Origin of the sequence: Herbaspirillum huttiense, assembly GCF_004367745.1 — a bacterium.
Classification (GTDB): domain Bacteria; phylum Pseudomonadota; class Gammaproteobacteria; order Burkholderiales; family Burkholderiaceae_D; genus Herbaspirillum; species Herbaspirillum huttiense.
This window is the reverse complement of the sequence record NZ_CP037993.1, coordinates 2135235-2150150: the sequence shown is the minus strand read 5'-3', so window position 1 is coordinate 2150150 and position 14916 is coordinate 2135235. Positions and strand designations below refer to the sequence as shown.

The 14916-nt window shown below is 64.0% G+C and carries 16 protein-coding genes; 8 read left to right on the top strand and 8 right to left on the bottom strand.

Annotated elements, in window-relative coordinates:
• Window positions 1-236 precede the first annotated feature (236 nt).
• The 3 genes from moaA to moeA are packed head-to-tail and all read left to right on the top strand — an operon-like array spanning window position 237 to window position 3293.
• Window positions 237-1352: a GTP 3',8-cyclase MoaA gene (gene moaA / locus E2K99_RS09590; RefSeq protein WP_134222068.1), complete on the top strand. Its 1116-nt coding sequence runs from the start codon at window positions 237-239 to the stop codon at window positions 1350-1352.
• Between the two features lie 37 nt (window positions 1353-1389).
• On the top strand, window positions 1390-2001 hold the full coding sequence (mobA, locus tag E2K99_RS09585) for a molybdenum cofactor guanylyltransferase MobA (RefSeq protein WP_134222067.1): 612 nt from the start codon (window positions 1390-1392) through the stop codon (window positions 1999-2001).
• The gene (moeA, locus tag E2K99_RS09580; RefSeq protein WP_134222066.1) at window positions 1998-3293 is read left to right on the top strand and encodes a molybdopterin molybdotransferase MoeA; all 1296 of its coding nucleotides are present in this window, start codon (window positions 1998-2000) and stop codon (window positions 3291-3293) included. The genes mobA and moeA overlap by 4 nt, the downstream gene beginning before the upstream one ends.
• A gap of 99 nt (window positions 3294-3392) precedes the next feature.
• On the opposite strand, the gene E2K99_RS09575 is transcribed toward moeA, so the two are convergent.
• From E2K99_RS09575 to E2K99_RS09560, 4 genes are all read right to left on the bottom strand, one after another.
• Entirely contained in the window at window positions 3393-4880 is a 1488-nt protein-coding gene (locus E2K99_RS09575; RefSeq protein ID WP_198516485.1) for a DNA recombination protein RmuC, read from the bottom strand.
• A 19-nt stretch (window positions 4881-4899) separates the two neighbouring features.
• Window positions 4900-5301 (bottom strand): group II truncated hemoglobin, encoded by a 402-nt coding sequence (locus E2K99_RS09570; protein ID WP_134222065.1) that lies wholly within the window; start codon window positions 5299-5301, stop codon window positions 4900-4902.
• Window positions 5302-5382: 81 nt separating this feature from the next.
• Window positions 5383-7881, bottom strand: coding sequence for an ABC transporter permease (locus tag E2K99_RS09565; protein ID WP_134222064.1), 2499 nt, complete (start codon window positions 7879-7881; stop codon window positions 5383-5385).
• 58 nt (window positions 7882-7939) lie between these two features.
• On the bottom strand, window positions 7940-8290 hold the full coding sequence (locus E2K99_RS09560) for a hypothetical protein (RefSeq protein WP_134135164.1): 351 nt from the start codon (window positions 8288-8290) through the stop codon (window positions 7940-7942).
• Between the two features lie 219 nt (window positions 8291-8509).
• Between E2K99_RS09560 and E2K99_RS09555 the strand changes: the two genes are divergently transcribed.
• Window positions 8510-8899: a lysozyme inhibitor LprI family protein gene (locus E2K99_RS09555; protein WP_039786475.1), complete on the top strand. Its 390-nt coding sequence runs from the start codon at window positions 8510-8512 to the stop codon at window positions 8897-8899.
• 90 nt (window positions 8900-8989) lie between these two features.
• Window positions 8990-9283 (top strand): PsiF family protein, encoded by a 294-nt coding sequence (locus tag E2K99_RS09550; RefSeq protein WP_083859824.1) that lies wholly within the window; start codon window positions 8990-8992, stop codon window positions 9281-9283.
• A 100-nt stretch (window positions 9284-9383) separates the two neighbouring features.
• Here the strand turns inward: E2K99_RS09550 and E2K99_RS09545 are convergent, their stop codons facing one another.
• Entirely contained in the window at window positions 9384-10043 is a 660-nt protein-coding gene (locus E2K99_RS09545; protein ID WP_134222063.1) for a LysE family transporter, read from the bottom strand.
• A 288-nt stretch (window positions 10044-10331) separates the two neighbouring features.
• On the opposite strand from E2K99_RS09545, the gene E2K99_RS09540 reads away from it, so the two are divergent.
• From E2K99_RS09540 to E2K99_RS09530, 3 genes are all read left to right on the top strand, one after another.
• On the top strand, window positions 10332-10616 hold the full coding sequence (locus E2K99_RS09540; RefSeq protein ID WP_121039429.1) for a hypothetical protein: 285 nt from the start codon (window positions 10332-10334) through the stop codon (window positions 10614-10616).
• A gap of 126 nt (window positions 10617-10742) precedes the next feature.
• Window positions 10743-11048 carry a hypothetical protein gene (locus E2K99_RS09535; protein ID WP_121039426.1) on the top strand — a complete coding sequence of 102 codons (306 nt, stop codon included), beginning with the start codon at window positions 10743-10745 and terminating at the stop codon, window positions 11046-11048.
• A gap of 126 nt (window positions 11049-11174) precedes the next feature.
• Complete coding sequence (locus E2K99_RS09530) at window positions 11175-11429, top strand: hypothetical protein (RefSeq protein WP_121039423.1); 255 nt, start codon at window positions 11175-11177, stop codon at window positions 11427-11429.
• Between the two features lie 173 nt (window positions 11430-11602).
• Here E2K99_RS09530 and tilS read toward each other — a convergent pair whose 3' ends face one another.
• From tilS to E2K99_RS09515, 3 genes are all read right to left on the bottom strand, one after another.
• Entirely contained in the window at window positions 11603-13015 is a 1413-nt protein-coding gene (gene tilS / locus E2K99_RS09525) for a tRNA lysidine(34) synthetase TilS (RefSeq protein ID WP_134222062.1), read from the bottom strand.
• Between the two features lie 78 nt (window positions 13016-13093).
• A complete protein-coding gene (locus E2K99_RS09520) occupies window positions 13094-14074 on the bottom strand; it encodes an acetyl-CoA carboxylase carboxyltransferase subunit alpha (protein ID WP_008327848.1) in 981 nt (326 codons plus the stop codon).
• A gap of 181 nt (window positions 14075-14255) precedes the next feature.
• Window positions 14256-14915 (bottom strand): DNA-3-methyladenine glycosylase family protein, encoded by a 660-nt coding sequence (locus E2K99_RS09515; RefSeq protein WP_034335513.1) that lies wholly within the window; start codon window positions 14913-14915, stop codon window positions 14256-14258.
• Window position 14916: the final 1 nt, after the last annotated feature.

Genomic DNA, 14916 nt, shown 5'->3' with positions numbered 1-14916 from the left:
TTTGTCTTCACCGCCCATCGGCAAACGACCTCCTATTTGGTGACAGTTGCCCGCTCGCCGTCACGATACAGTCACGGCAGGATACGATGGCGCTGCAAGCCAGATTCCAGCAGGCCCGCACGGCGGGCGGCGGCAGGCGCGAGATGCAGTTGCGCGCATACACTATATGCATGATTGTGCATCTGCGCGGCGGCCTCAGGCGTGCTATCGTTACACACCTTTTATCGTCAGATCGTATGAACAAGCGCGTCATCCCCATCGTCGATGTCCGGCAAGCCCCGAGCGCCAGTGCGGCCGGCTTGCTGACGCCGGTTGCGGTCGAGCCGACCGGCTGGCTGGGCGACAGCCTGGGACGTCCGCTGCACGACCTGCGCATTTCGGTGACTGACCGCTGCAATTTCCGCTGTGTCTATTGCATGCCCAAGGATGTCTTCGACAAGCAATACCAGTTCCTCCCGCACTCTGACCTCCTGACCTTTGAAGAGCTGACCCGCGTGGCGGCCCAGTTCGTGGCGCATGGCGTGCGCAAGATCCGCCTGACCGGCGGCGAGCCGCTGCTGCGCAAGAACATCGAAACCCTGATCGGCATGCTGTCCGCCCTGCGTACCCCGGAGGGCGAAGAAATCGACCTGACCCTCACCACCAACGGCACGCTGTTGAAGCAAAAGGCCCAGGCGCTCAAGGCCGCCGGACTCAGGCGCGTGACGGTGTCGCTGGATTCGCTGGATGACGAGAGTTTTCGTCGCATGAACGACGTCGATTTCCCGGTGGCGCGCGTGCTGGAAGGGATCGAAGCGGCGCACGCCGCCGGACTGGGCCCGATCAAGATCAACATGGTGGTCAAGAAGGGCGTCAACGACGACCAGATCCTGCCCATGGCGCGCTACTTCAAGGGCAGCCCGGCCATCCTGCGCTTCATCGAATACATGGACGTGGGCTCTTCCAACGGCTGGCGCATGGACGAAGTGCTCCCTTCGCGCGAAGTGGTCCGCCGCATCGCTGCCGAGATGCCATTGGAAGTGGCCGACCCCAACTACACCGGCGAGACCGCCGAGCGCTGGCGCTATGTGGATGGCAGCGGCGAGATCGGCGTGATCTCCAGCGTGACCCAGGCCTTCTGCCAGGACTGTTCACGCGCGCGCCTCTCCACCGAAGGCAAGGTCTACACCTGTCTGTTCGCCAGCGAAGGCCACGACCTGCGCAGCCTGGTGCGCAATGGCAGCAGCGATGCCGAGATTGCGGGTGCCATCGCCGCCCTCTGGGGCCAGCGCGGCGACCGTTATTCCGAGCTGCGCAGCGCCATGCAGGCGACTCCGGCGCGCAAGGTCGAAATGTCCTACATCGGCGGCTGATCCGGTACGCCTGCCCTGCTCTTTGCTCTTCCGCACCATGTCTTCCCCCGCCACCGCCGCCAGCCACATCACCGGCCTGGTCCTCTCCGGTGGCCGTGGCATGCGCATGGGCGGCGTCGACAAGGGCCTGCAAGTCCTGCATGGCAAGCCACTGGTGCAGCACGTGCTGGAACGCCTGGCACCGCAGGTCGGCACCCTGGCGATCAACGCCAACCGTTCCCAGCTGGAGTACGCCCGTTTCGGCTACCCGGTCTGGCATGACCTGCAGGGGGATTTCCCCGGCCCGCTGGCGGGTCTGCAATGCGGCCTGGCCCATTGCCACACGCCGCTGCTGGCCACCGCCCCGTGCGACTCGCCGCTGATCCCCTATGACCTGGTAGCGCACCTGTACGACGCCCTCACCGCCAGCGGCGCACAGGCTGCCATCGCGGTCACCGAGGGCGTACACGGGCGCCAGTGGCATCCTGTATGCTCGCTGCTTCAGACCAGTACGCGCGCTTCGCTGGACGCCTTCCTGGCGGCGGGCGAACGCAAGATGGACCGCTGGTTTGCCAGCCTTGATTGCGTCGAGGTGGATTTCCCCGACGAGCGCGCCTTCAGCAACATCAATACCGGGCTGGATTTGCAACAGCTCGAAGCAGAACAATGACCGAGACCCACACCGCCACACTCCACGACATCGTCAGCTGCATCAGCGGCTATGACCCCAACGCCATGACCGTGGCACGCGCGCAAGCCGTGATCCAGGAATTCATCACGCCCGTCGAGGCCGTGGAAAAGCTGGCCATCCGCAGCGCCCTTTCGCGCGTGCTGGCGCGCGACATCATCTCCCGCATCGACGTCCCGGCGCACGACAACTCGGCCATGGATGGCTATGCCCTGCGCGGCGAGGATGTGGCCGAGGGCCAGCAAGTGCGCCTGCAGATCATCGGCGCGGTACACGCAGGTGAACAATTCGCCGGCAGCGTCGGCCCCGGCCAGTGCGTGCGCATCATGACCGGCGCACCGATGCCCGACGGTTGCGACACCGTGATCCCGCAGGAACTGACCACCGACGCTGACGCGCAAGGCGTGACCCTGCCTGCCGGCCGCGTGCGTCCCGGCGACAATCGCCGCCTGCGTGGCGAAGACCTGGCCCTGGGCAGCGTGGCCCTGCCGCGCGGCCGCGTGCTGCGGCCCTCCGACATCGGCCTGCTGGCCTCGCTGGGCATCGCTGAAGTGCCGGTGCAGCGCCGTCTGCGCGTGGCCTTCTTCTCTACCGGCGACGAATTGCGTTCGGTCGGCGAGCCGCTCGATGCCGGCTGCGTCTATGACTCCAATCGTTACACCCTGCACGGCATGCTCACGCGCCTCGGTTGCGAGGTGCTGGACATGGGCGTGGTGCCGGACGATCCGGCCGCCCTGGAAGCGGCTTTCCGCGGTGCCTGCGAAGAGGCCGATGCGGTCATCACCTCCGGTGGCGTCTCGGTCGGTGCGGCCGATTACACCAAGCAGATCATGGCCAGCCTGGGCGAGATGACGTTCTGGAAGATCGCCATGCGCCCCGGCCGCCCGCTGGCCTTTGGCCGCATCCGCTCGCGCGGACGGGAGGCTTATCTGTTCGGTTTGCCGGGCAACCCGGTGGCGGTGCAGGTGAGTTTTTCCTTCTTCGTGCGCGATGCGCTGCTGCGCCTGGCCGGTGCCGAAGCCAATCCGCTGCCGCGCCTGCGGGTGAAGACGGCCACGGCCATTCGCAAGAAGGCCGGCCGCACCGAATACCAGCGCGGCATCCTGGCCCCGGACGAGAATGGTCACTGGCAAGTGCGGCTGACCGGCATGCAGGGTTCGGGCATCCTGCGCTCGATGTCGGATGCCAACTGCATCATCGAACTGGAACACGAACGCGGTGATGTAGCTGCCGGCGAAGAAGTGGCGGTAGTGCTGTTCGACGGCCTGGTGTGATGCTGGCTTTCAGGCGCAGATGAAGAAAAAGGGACGGCAAGCCGTCCCTTCTGTTTTCCAGCCTCTTGAGCCACCTCTGCAGGTGAAGGAAGAGGCCAATCAGACGCCCTCGGCATCCTCACCCAGATCCAGCTCCCCGGTCCCCAGCAGCTTCTGTGCATTCTCCACCGGCAGCGCCTCCACCGACTTGAGCTTGCGCGTCATCTGGCGGGTGCGGGTCTCGGCCTGGTCGATGTTCTTGGCCGCGCGCTCCAGCGCCGTCTTGGTGGCGGCCAGCACTTCGCCGAACTTGCCGAACTCGGTCTTGACCGCGCCCAGCACCTGCCACACCTCTGACGAACGCTTTTCCAGTGCCAGCGTGCGGAAACCCATCTGCAGGCTGTTGAGCAGCGCCGACAAGGTCGACGGACCCGCAATGGTGACCCGGCAGGTGCGCTGCAATTCATCCGACAAGCCGGGCCGGCGCATCACTTCCGCATACAGCCCTTCGGTCGGCAGGAAGAGGATGGCGAAGTCGGTCGTCAGCGGTGGCGACAGGTATTTCTCGGCAATCGTCTTGGCCTCGCCACGTACTGCCCGCTCCAGTTCGCGCCCGGCCGTGGCCACGCCCTCGGCATCGGCGCGCTCGGCGGCATCGACCAGGCGTTCGTACTGCTCCTTGGGGAATTTGGCGTCGATGGGCATCCAGACCTGGCCCGCGTCTTCCTTCGCACCCGGCAGGCGGATGGCGAATTCCACCCGCTCGCCGCTGGCCGGGACGGTCTCCACGTTCTTGGCGTACTGGTCGGGAGTGAGCATCTGCTCCAGCAGGATTTCCAGCTGCACTTCGCCCCAGGTGCCGCGCGTCTTGACGTTGGTCAGCACGCGCTTCAGGTCGCCCACGCCGGTGGCCAGCTGCTGCATTTCGCCCAGGCCCTGGTGCACCTTGTCCAGCCGGTCCGAGACCAGCTTGAAGGATTCACCCAGTCTCTGTTCCAGCGTGGCATGCAGTTTTTCGTCCACGGTCTTGCGCATCTCTTCCAGCTTTTGCGCGTTGTCGTTCTGCAGGTCCTTGATCTTGGCTTCCAGCGTGGCGCGCACCTCGGCCATGCGTTGGGCGTTCGATTCGGTCAATGCAGAGAGTTGCTGATTCAAGGTGTCACCAAAGCGCTTGAGCGAGACCGCCTGCTCTTCACGGTTCACCTGGGCCTGCAGCGTGATGGACTGGCGCATGCTTTCCAGTTGCTGGGTATTGCTTTCGTTGAGCTTGACCAGTTGCTGCGCGAAGCCATCGATCTGCTGGTTCTGCAAACCCGCCACGCTCGTCAGCTGCGTAGCCAGCGTCTGCTGCAGATGGGCGAAGTTCGCGCCCAGTTCCTGGCGCGTGCTCTGGGCACTGGCCTGCACCTGGCTGCGCAGCTCGCGCTCGATGCGCTCGCCGGTCTCCTGCTGGTGGCGTTGCAGGTCCTGCTTGACCTGCAGCAGCGCGTCTTCGATCACCAGCGCGGTGTCGTCCTCCTGCCGCTGGCTACCGCGCAGCAGGATCAGCACTTGCAGCACAAGGCCGGCCACCACCAGGCCGGCGAGGATCATTTCAAAAAGGGACATGGGACCAATCCAGTGCGTGTTACTCGGGCTTGTTGCGCATCCAGTCGGCTGTCTGGTAGAGCGCGGCCAGCAGGCGCTTCATCAGGTCTTCCGGCAGGCCGACATCCTGCATGGCCCAGGTCATGCAGCGCAGCCACTGGTCGCGCTCGGAGATGCCGATGGGGAAAGGCAGGTGGCGCGCCCGCAGACGGGGATGGCCGAATTTTTCCATGTACAGGCTGGGACCGCCGGTCCAGCCGGAGAGGAACATGTAAGTCTTCTCGCGCGAACCGTCCAGCGAAGGCGGATGCAGCGCGCGAATGTCGGCGAACTCCGGCTCCAGGTCCATCAGGTCATAGAAACGGTCGACCATCTCGCGCAGCTTCTCTGCGCCGCCAATGAGTTCGAACGTGGTCGGTTGGTTGGGATCTTCGATTTGCATAAGACCGCCATGATACCGCAGCCGGCTGCCCGCGTCGGGCGGTCCGGCTGCCAATGCCAAGCTTGCTTGATCTGTATCGGATCAGGCCTCGCGCAAGGTCTGCAGCGGCGGACGCCGCAGCACGTGGCGCAATCCGGCCCAGCCGCCCAAGGCCGAGCAAGCCGCGCCCAGCCCCATGCCGGCCACCCACACCAGCGGGCTGAAACTCCAGTCGAAATTGAAGACGTAATGCGCCAGCGCCCAGCCAATGCCGGCCGCGCCGCTGGCGGCCAGCAGCCCGGCCAGCGATCCCACCAGCAGCACCTCGATGCGCTGGGCTCGGGAGAGCTCCTGGCGGGTCGCACCAAGGGCTCGCAACAGGCCAGCTTCCCGTACACGTTCATCCTGGGACCCTGCCAGTGCAGCGTACAGTACCAGTACACCTGAACACAAAGTGAACAGGAACAGGAACTCTACAGCTGCAATCACTTGACCGACCACTTCCTGAATCTGTGCCAATACACTTCCTATATCCACAACGGTCAGATTGGGGAAGTCACGCGCCAGCGTGTTGCCCAAGGCCTCCTGCTGCGGCGTCAGGTGTACCGCCGTGATCCAGCTTTGCGGCGTATCGCGCATGAGCGTCGGATTGAGGATGACGAAGAAATTCACCCGCAGCGATCCCCACTCCAGCTTGCGCAGGCTGGTCACGGGCGCTTCCACCAGTTGACCGGCGATGTCGAATTGCAGCTTGTCCCCCAGCTTGATGCCCAGGGTCTGCGCCAGCCCGCGTTCCACCGAGGCTTCCGGGCGGCTGTCGTCGTACCAGCGGCCGCCCACGATGCCGTTGCCGGGCGGGATGTCGCGCATGGTCGAGAGATTGAATTCGCGGTCCACCAGGCGCTTGGCGCGGTCTTCCTGATAGTCCGACGGATTGACGGCGCGCCCGTTGATCTGCACCAGGCGTCCGCGAATCATCGGATACAGCGCCGCATCCTGCACGCCGCCCTGATGCAGCGCCTGCTGCACGGCCTCGCGCTGATCCGACTGGATGTTGATGATGAAGCGGTTGGGCGCATCGGCCGGCGTGGCTTGCCGCCACGCGCCGACCAAATCGCCACGGATCACGGTCAGCAGCAGCAGCGCCATCAGGCCCAGGCCCAAGGCCACCACCTGCATCACGGCCGCCGCCGGACGGCGTTGCAGGCCATCGATGGCGAAGCGCCAGCTCTGGCGATCCACCAGCCCGCGCAGCGAACGCAGCGCACGCAGGCACAGCCAGGCCACCAGCGCGAAGAGACCGAAGCCGCCGAGGAAACCGGCGATGGTCAGCAAGCCCAGCTTGAGATCGCCCGCCTGCCACAGCAGCAAGCCGGAAAACACCAGCGTGCCCAGCACATAGGTCCCCACCGTCAGCGCCTGCGGTGCGCCCTGGTCGCGCCGGATCACGCGGTTATGCGGCACGTTGCGCAATTGCAGGATGGGCGGCAAGGCAAACCCGACCAGCAGCAGCAGACCGGTGGCCACGCCCTGCAACGCCGGTGCCCAGCCCGGTGGCGGCAAGGCGGTCGGCAGGAAGTTGCCCAGCCATTGCAGCAGCGCAAAGTGGGCGGCAAAACCGACCAGCATGCCGATGAAGCTGGCGGCGAGCCCGATGAGAATGAATTCGGTGAGATAGAGCGTGGTCACCTGCGCCTGCGTCATGCCGAAACAGCGCAGCATGGCGCAGGCATCCAGATGGCGCAGCATGAAGCGGCGCGCCGCCATGGCCACGGCGAGCGCGGCCAGCATGGCCGACAGCAGCCCGACCAGCGACAGGAATTGCTCGGCGCGGTCCAGCGTGGCGCGCATCTCAGGGCGGCCGTTTTCCAGCGATTCCAGACGCACGCCGCGCAGCTTGTCGGCGTCGATCTGGCGTTCGATCTGCTGCTGATAGCGCTGCACGGCCTCGGGCGGGCCGGCGATCAACAGGCGATAGGTCACGCGTGAACCGACCTGCACCAGATGCGTGGCGGCCAGGTCGGCCTCATTGAGCATCACACGCGGCGCGAAGTTGACGAAAGCGCTGCCGCGATCCGGTTCGATCGCGATGACGGCGGCGATCTTCAGCGCCAGATCACCCAGCCTGAGGGTATCGCCGACCTTCACGTCGAGCTGGGACAGGATCTGCGGATCCACCCAGAGGGTCCCCGGCTGCGGAATCCCGTCGGCAGGCCGGTCGCGGCCATCGCTGCCCTGCAGCCGCAACTGGCCGCGCAAGGGATAGCCCGCCGTGACGGCCTTGATGGACGAGAGTACCGAGCGGGCCGCATCCCCCTCCCCGGCTTGCGCCATGCTGGGGAAGACCTGGGTCTGCGCCTGCTGCAAGCCTTGCGTGGCGGCCTGCTGCAGCCATTGCGGCGACAGCGGCTGGTCGGCCGCCACCAGCAGATCGGCCCCCAGCAACTGGTGCGCATCGCGCGTCATGCCGGCGCGCATGCGGTCGACGAAGAAACCGACCGAGGACAGTGCCGCCACCGCCACGATCAAGGCGATCAGCAGGAAACGGAGTTCACCGGTGCGCCAGTCGCGCAGGGTCATGCGCAATGCTTGTTGGAACATGCAGGGCCAGTCGTAAAGGAATCAGGGATCAGGGATCAGAAAAAACGGCAAGCCAGGTTCAGCGCAGCCACACCGCCACCACGCCCACCGCCAGCAGCACGCTGAAGGCCCCCAGCATGCGCAGGCGGCGGCGCATGGCATCCATGGTGGCGACCAGTTGCGCATTCTGCTCGGCCAGGGTGTTGATCAACTGGCTGGCTTCGAGCTGCTCGGCTTCCAGCTGGACGATGCGCTGGGCCAGCTGGCCGACGTCGCCGGTGACCGGCGCGGGCGGCGCGGCATCGACTGCGGTCTTGGCCTTGCGGGTGCGCGACCACAGGTCACGCGCGCCCTTGACGATGCCGGGGGTGGCCTGGACCACGTCGCCCCAGGGAATCAGTTTGATGGCGGACAGCCAGCTCAATCCCATCTGCGCTACTCCTGAAAAAGATTTGGATAAGGAAAATCAGATACGGCTTGTTGCAATTTCGTTGCAGAAACGGGCGAACCGGCCTGCTCTGTCTTCTTCTAAGACAGGCAAAATGTCATTTTATCCCGACAAGTTGCTAGCCTTCCGCAGGTCGCCAGAATGACCTTGCCAACCGGAAGCATTGCAGCCTCGTCCCCTGAGAAACCGGAGTCCAGTCCCATGAAAGCCCCCTTGTCCCTGCTGGCAGCCGCCCTGCTGCTGTGTGCCGGCAGTGCCTTCGCTGCCGATTGCACCAAGGCCGCCACCCAGGCCGAGATGAATGCCTGCGCCTCGCAGACCCTGACCCAGAACGATGCCGATCTCAACGCCACCTACATGGCCTATCGCGACAAGCTCAACAAGGCGAAACAGAACCAGTTGCGCGAAGTGCAGCTGGCCTGGCTGAAGTATCGCGACCTGTCCTGCCGCTTTGAGAGCTCGGCCAGCGCCGGCGGGTCTGCAGCTTCACTTGCGCTGCAGACCTGCCTGGCCGACAAGACCCGCCAGCGTGCGGACGAACTGAAGAATCTGGCAGGCTGCCAGGAAGGCGATCTCAACTGCGTGCGCTAGTCAGAACATTATCTTTCATGCTGTAATGCTCGCGTCTGAAGAATCAGACCGATCAGCCCCACGAATCCACCTTGCCCCAGGGAGTCTCTCATGAAAAAAATGCTCTTCGCCATGACCTCGTTCGCACTGGCCGCCCCGCTGCTGCTGGGTTCCCCCGCCATGGCGCAGAATGCGCAGCAGGACAAGATGAAGCAATGCAACGCCGACGCCGCCGGCAAGAAAGGCGATGAACGCAAGGCCTTCATGTCCTCCTGCCTGAAGAAGGAACAGCCCAAGCCGGCCACCCAGCAGGACAAGATGAAGCAATGTAACGCCGACGCTGCCGGCAAGAAGGGCGACGAGCGCAAAGCCTTCATGTCGTCCTGCCTGAAGAAGGACAAGTAATTTTCCTTCACGTCCCCGCCAACCCGGCCGGGACGCCCAACAAAAAACCCGCAAGCTGCCTTGCGGGTTTTTTGTTGTCTGCGCGCGGGCCAGAGCCTGTTCAGTGCTGCGTGCGCTTGAAGAAGAACAGCCCGGCCCCCACCAGCATCAGCACGCCACCGAAGAAACGGTTCTGCGCCTTGATCGCCTTCTGGCTGCGGAAGAAGCGTTGCAGGCGGCTGGCCGCAAAGGCGTAGCCGTGCATCACCACCAGGTCCACCGCCACCATGGTCACGGCCAGCACCAGCAACTGCAGCCACAGCGGACGTTCGTGATCGATGAATTGCGGCAGCACCGCCACCATGAAGACGATGCCCTTGGGGTTGGTGGCATTGGTGAGGAAGCCCGTCATGCAACGCTGCCACCAATGCTGGCCACGCTGGGCGCGTGCCACGGCGTTGGCGTTGTCGAGGGCTTCGCCTTCCTGCTCCGAGGGCACGTGGGCGCGCCACTGCGAGAAGCCCAGGTAGATCAGGTACAGGGCACCGGCGATCTTGACCACGTTGAAGGCGGTTTCGGAGGCCACCAGCAGCGAACCCACACCGGCTCCGGCGATGATGAGGACCACCACCAGCGCGATTTCCAGGCCGAGGATGGTGGCCGTGGTACGGCGCAGGCCGTAATTGAGGCCGTGGCTCATGGAGAGCACCGCGCCCGATCCGGGCGAGATGGCAATGACACAGGCGGCGAGAAAGAATGCAAACCAGGTTTGATAGGCCATGAGAAAACTCGATGAGGCAACAGGAAAGAAGAAACGGCAAGACCACCGGCAAGGCACGCAGTGCAGCGGAGAAGCCGGGAAACTGCGCTGCAACCAGGCTGCACCAACGTGTTGACCATTATAAGCAAAGCAGCAACGAATGCTTACAAATACACGATGAATTGAAACACTTTCACGTCGTCTTTCACGTCGGCGGCTCGTTATAGGAAGCAAGGCGACACGACATGATGAAGCGATTACGCAAAATCAAGCGCCGAGCGTAACAACCACTTTCTAAAGGAAATTGCCATGAAAACCAAATCCGTCATCGTCGCTTCCCTGCTGACCGCACTGGCCCTGCCGGTGTTCGCACAGACCGGCAGCGCTGCGCCGGCCGCGCCAGCAGCAGCCACGGCCAAGGCGGAAGCCGGCAAGACCGACACCGCGCCCAAGGCCAAGACCACGCATCACGCCAAGCACAAGAAGTCCGAAAAGTCGGAAAAGGCGGAAAAGGCAGAGAAGAAGGCTGACGCCAAGAGCGAAGCCAAGGCCGACACCAAGGCCGCTACCGATACAGCGACCAAGACCAAGTAAGACCGTACCGGGCCAGTCCCGGTACAGATAGCAGATACATGGCAGTAACGTAGCAGACACGCAGCACACACCGTACGCACCGTACTACTGACGCAAACAGACACTTGTCTCTGAAAGGACATCACCATGAATACCAAGACCATCATCGTTGCCTCCCTGCTGTCGGCCCTGACCCTGCCGGTGTTCGCCCAGACCGGCGCAGCCGCCGCTCCTGCCGCCCCGGCTGCCACCACCGCCGCCCCGGCCAAAGCGGAAGCCGCCAAGACCGAGACCGCACCGAAGGCCAAGGCCACGCATCACGCCAAGCACAAGAAGTCCGAAAAATCGGAGAAGAAGGCCGATACCAAGACTGAAGCCAAGGCTGAAAAGAAGGATGCCGGCACTGCGGACACCAAGACGGCCGCCACCGACACCGCTGCCAAGACCAAGTAATCCAGGCAAGACCGTACCGGGCCAGCGCCCGGTACACGTAGCAAACACATAGCAGACACACAGCACACACCGTGCATACAGTACTACTGACACTGACCAGACACTAGTCGTTGAAAGGACATCACCATGAAGACCAAGACCATCATCGTTGCCTCCCTCCTGTCGGCCCTGACCCTGCCGGTGTTCGCCCAGACCGGCGCCGCTGCCGCCCCGGCTGCTCCGGCCAAGGCTGAAGCCGCCAAGACCGAGACCGCGCCGAAGGCCAAGGCGGAACATCACGCCAAGCACAAGAAGTCGGAAAAGAAGGCGGAAGGCAAGACCGAGAAGAAGGCCGCTGCCGGCACGGAAGCCAAGCCGGCCGCTGACGCCGCCGCCAAGTAAGGCGTCCGCAAGGAGCAGCACCGCGGGCATCGGATCCGTCTGAGGCCCGGACATGTCAGGGATGACAGGGATATCGCCCCCGCACCGTCAGGTCCGGGGGCGATATTTTTTATATCATTTAAATGGTTTGCTTCGCTTCGGCTGTCCACTCACGCCGACACGCCCGATGCAGATCAATCCTGCTGCCACCGCAAGGCAATGCGTTCTCCCGCCTGCGCAAAATGCGCGCAGTCCATGCCCACGCCTGCCGCAAACAACAGATCGTCCCCTGCCCACACCAGCGGCAGATAAGGCCGTTCCCACGCAGGGACATCGGCGCTCTGGTATTGCTGCTTGAGGCTGCGCGCCGGACGATTCTGCGCCAGCTTGATGCGTTCCCCCCCGCTGCGCCCGCACACCAGCAGCGATTGCGCACGCAGCCAAGCGGCATCGAAGCCCGGCCGCGCATCGCCAGCGGGAATGGGCTCGAACTGCAGGGTGCCGTGGAAGACCGGCACATGGACCTGCGCCTGCCCGCTCCAGCGCAGCGACAGTGACGCGCCCTCATCGGGCAGGCGGCGGCGCGGTGCCAGGAAGACGCGCTCGCGGTAACGATGGACTTCGCCGTCAGGATGGGAGACGCACAGCTGCGCTTCCACATCGGCCTCCAGCAGTTGGGTGCGCATCTCCTGCATCCACGCCGATGACGGCATGCGCATGCCGCGCAGTCCGAACCAGTGACGCATCAGATTCAGGAAGCGCTGTTCGCTCAGAGCACGCAGCGCGGGCATGCGCAGATGATCGTCTTCACGGCATTGCGCCAGATCCTGTTCGGCCACTTCGCGCAGCAGTTCCTGCGCGCCCTGTGCGTGTCCGGCCGCGCGCGCCAGGCGCTGCTGGTAGCCGGGGAAGACCTGGCCCAATGCCGGCATCACCTGATGACGCAAGGCATTGCGGGTGTAGCGCGAATCGCTGTTGGACTCATCCTCGATCCAGGCGAGCGACCAGGCGCGTGCGCCCTCTTCCAGCTGCGCACGCGGGATGGCCAGGAAAGGCCGTGCGATCAGCGTGTCCGCATCGCCCAGCAAACCGGGCGCCGCATTGCATTGATCCATGCCGGACAGGCCCGCCAGCCCGCTGCCGCGCAGCAGCTGCAGCAGCACCGTTTCTGCCTGGTCGTCGAGATGATGGGCCGTCAGCAGCAGGCGCGCACCATGGGCGCGGCACAGCCGTCCCAGTGCGGCATAACGCGCCAGCCGTGCCGCTTCTTCCACACCGCTGTCGGCCACCCGTTCCAGTTGCACGCGCTCGTGCGCGCAGGTGATGCCGCGCTGCGCACATGCCTGCTCGGCATGCGCCAGCCAGGCATCCGCATTGGGCGAGAGTCCATGATGCACATGCAGGGCCACCACGCGTCCGCCGCTTTCATGCTGCCAATGCGCGGCCGCTTCCAGCAGCACCGTGGAATCGAGCCCACCGCTGAAGGCCACGGCCAGCGTGTCCTGCGCGGGATCGAAACCGGTCGCGGCCAGCGTGGCGTGCAATGCCTGCAGCAGCTTGCCGGTGATCTTGCCGGAGGAAGGAGAAGAAGAGGAATGATCGGACATGAGAAACCGGCACCTGAAAAGACAAACGCCAGCGAAGCAATCGCTGGCGTCCGGGAAGAAGAAAATGCGAACCGAAAGTTATTCGGCCGAATTCAATTCCTTGAACTTGCCATAAGCCATCAGCTTTTCGTGACGCGCAGCCAGCAGGTCCTTGGTCTTCATGCCTTGGAACTGGCGCAGCGAATCCGACAGTGCGCGCTTGAGCAAACCGGCCATCTGCTTGGGATCACGATGGGCGCCACCCAGCGGTTCGTTGACGATCTTGTCGATCAGGCCGATGGCCTTGAGGCGATGAGCGGTCAGGCCCAGCGCTTCAGCCGCATCGGCGGCGCGGTCGGCGGTCTTCCACAGGATGGAAGCGCAGCCTTCCGGCGAGATCACCGAGTAGGTCGCATATTGCAGCATCAGCACCGAATCACCCACGGCGATGGCCAGCGCGCCGCCGGAACCGCCTTCACCGATGATGGTGGCGATCAGCGGCACCTTCAGTTCGGCCATCACGTACAGGTTGTGGCCGATGGCTTCGGACTGGCCGCGCTCTTCGGCATCGATGCCGGGGAATGCGCCCGGGGTATCGACAAAGGTAAAGATAGGCAAACCAAACTTCTCGGCCACCTTCATCAGGCGCATCGCCTTGCGATAGCCTTCCGGCTTGGGCATGCCGAAGTTGCGCATGGCGCGTTCCTTGGTGTCGCGCCCCTTCTGGTGGCCGATCACCATGCACGCCTGGCCGTTGAAACGGGCCAGGCCGCCGACGATGGACTGGTCGTCCGCGAAGGTGCGGTCGCCGTGCAGTTCGTGGAAATCGGTGAAGATCTCGCGCACGTAGTCCATGGTGTAGGGACGCTGCGGATGGCGCGCAATCTGCGAGACCTGCCAGGGCGTGAGCTTGGCGTAGATGTCCTTGGTCAGCTGCTGGCTCTTCTTGACCAGGCGCTCGATCTCTTCGGAGATGTCGACGGCCGAGTCATCCTGTACAAAACGCAACTCTTCAATCTTGGCATCCAGCTCGGCGATGGCCTGCTCGAAGCCCAGAAAAGTCGTTGTCGATTTACTCATTGTGTTCCTTTTTCAACAAGTCCGATGATGTGGCGAGAATCGCTGACAATGCCGGCCCGGAGCGGGTTGCGGCGCGATGATCCCCGGTTGCATCGGTTTGCCTTCAAATCTTGGGAGGTGCGGAGTATACACCAGCAAGGCCCCGGCGCAGCAGCGCCGGACGCACCCTCTTCCTCTTGGATCAATAATCGGACGGCAGCGGATCCAGGCTGCGCCACAGGTACCAGGTCGCCACGGTGCGCCACGGTTCCCAATTCGCGGCGACTTCCCGCGCATCACTGCGCGAGACGGGCTCGCCCGAGAAATAGCTGATGCTGATGCCCTTGAGCAATCCCAGGTCATCCAGCGGCAGCACGTTCGGGCGCAGCAGATTAAATATCAAAAACATCTCGGCTGTCCAGCGGCCAATCCCGCGGATCTGGATCATCTCGGCAATGACGGCTTCGTCTTCCATCTCCGCCCATTTGTCGGGATGTACCGTCTTGGCCTTGAAGTGGGCCGCCAGATCGAGGATGTATTCGGCCTTGCGCTTGGACAGGCCGCACGCCGCCAGCCCTTCCGGACCAGTGCGCATCACCTGGCCCGGCGTGCAGCGCGGACAGGCTTCCAGGAAGCGCTGCCAGACCGCGTTGGCGGCCTTGGTCGAGATTTGCTGGCCGATCACCGAACGCGCCAGCGTGGTGAAGGCGTCGCCGCGCACGGTCAGTTGCAGATCCCCGAACTGCGGGATGATCTTGCGCATGATGCGGTCGCGCTTCATCAGCTCGGCCTTGGCCTCTTCCCAGTAGGCCGGCACGATCAGGCTGGGATCGGCCTCGCTGGCTTTTCGGTTGGTATTCAAA